At 62.5% G+C, this 320-nt stretch carries 1 pseudogene; it reads left to right on the top strand.

The features are described 5' to 3' along the window. Positions 1-320 (top strand): annotated as a pseudogene (locus WA675_RS27305) (adenosylhomocysteinase); the annotation flags it as partial.

Here is a 320-nt window from a genome sequence, read left to right as displayed (position 1 = left end):
CGGTCAGGGCGCGCGGGTGCAGGTCACCGAGATCGACCCGATCAACGCGCTGCAGGCGCTGATGGACGGCTACGACGTGGTCACCGTCGAGCAGGCGATCGGTGAGGCCGACATCGTCATCACCTCGACCGGTAACAAGGACATCATCACCCTCGAGCACATGAAGGCGATGAAGGATCACGCGATCCTGGGCAATATCGGTCACTTCGACAACGAGATCGACATGGCCGCGCTGGAGCGTTCGGGCGCGACGCGGATCGAGATCAAGCCGCAGGTCGACGAGTGGACCTTCACCGATTCGGGTAAGGCGATCATCGTGC

The sequence above is a fragment of the Nocardia sp. SSK8 genome (assembly GCF_037034205.1).
In the GTDB taxonomy this organism is placed as follows: Bacteria; Actinomycetota; Actinomycetes; order Mycobacteriales; family Mycobacteriaceae; genus Nocardia.
The sequence above is the reverse complement of the archived record's forward strand: the minus strand, read 5'-3'. Positions and strand labels throughout refer to the sequence as shown.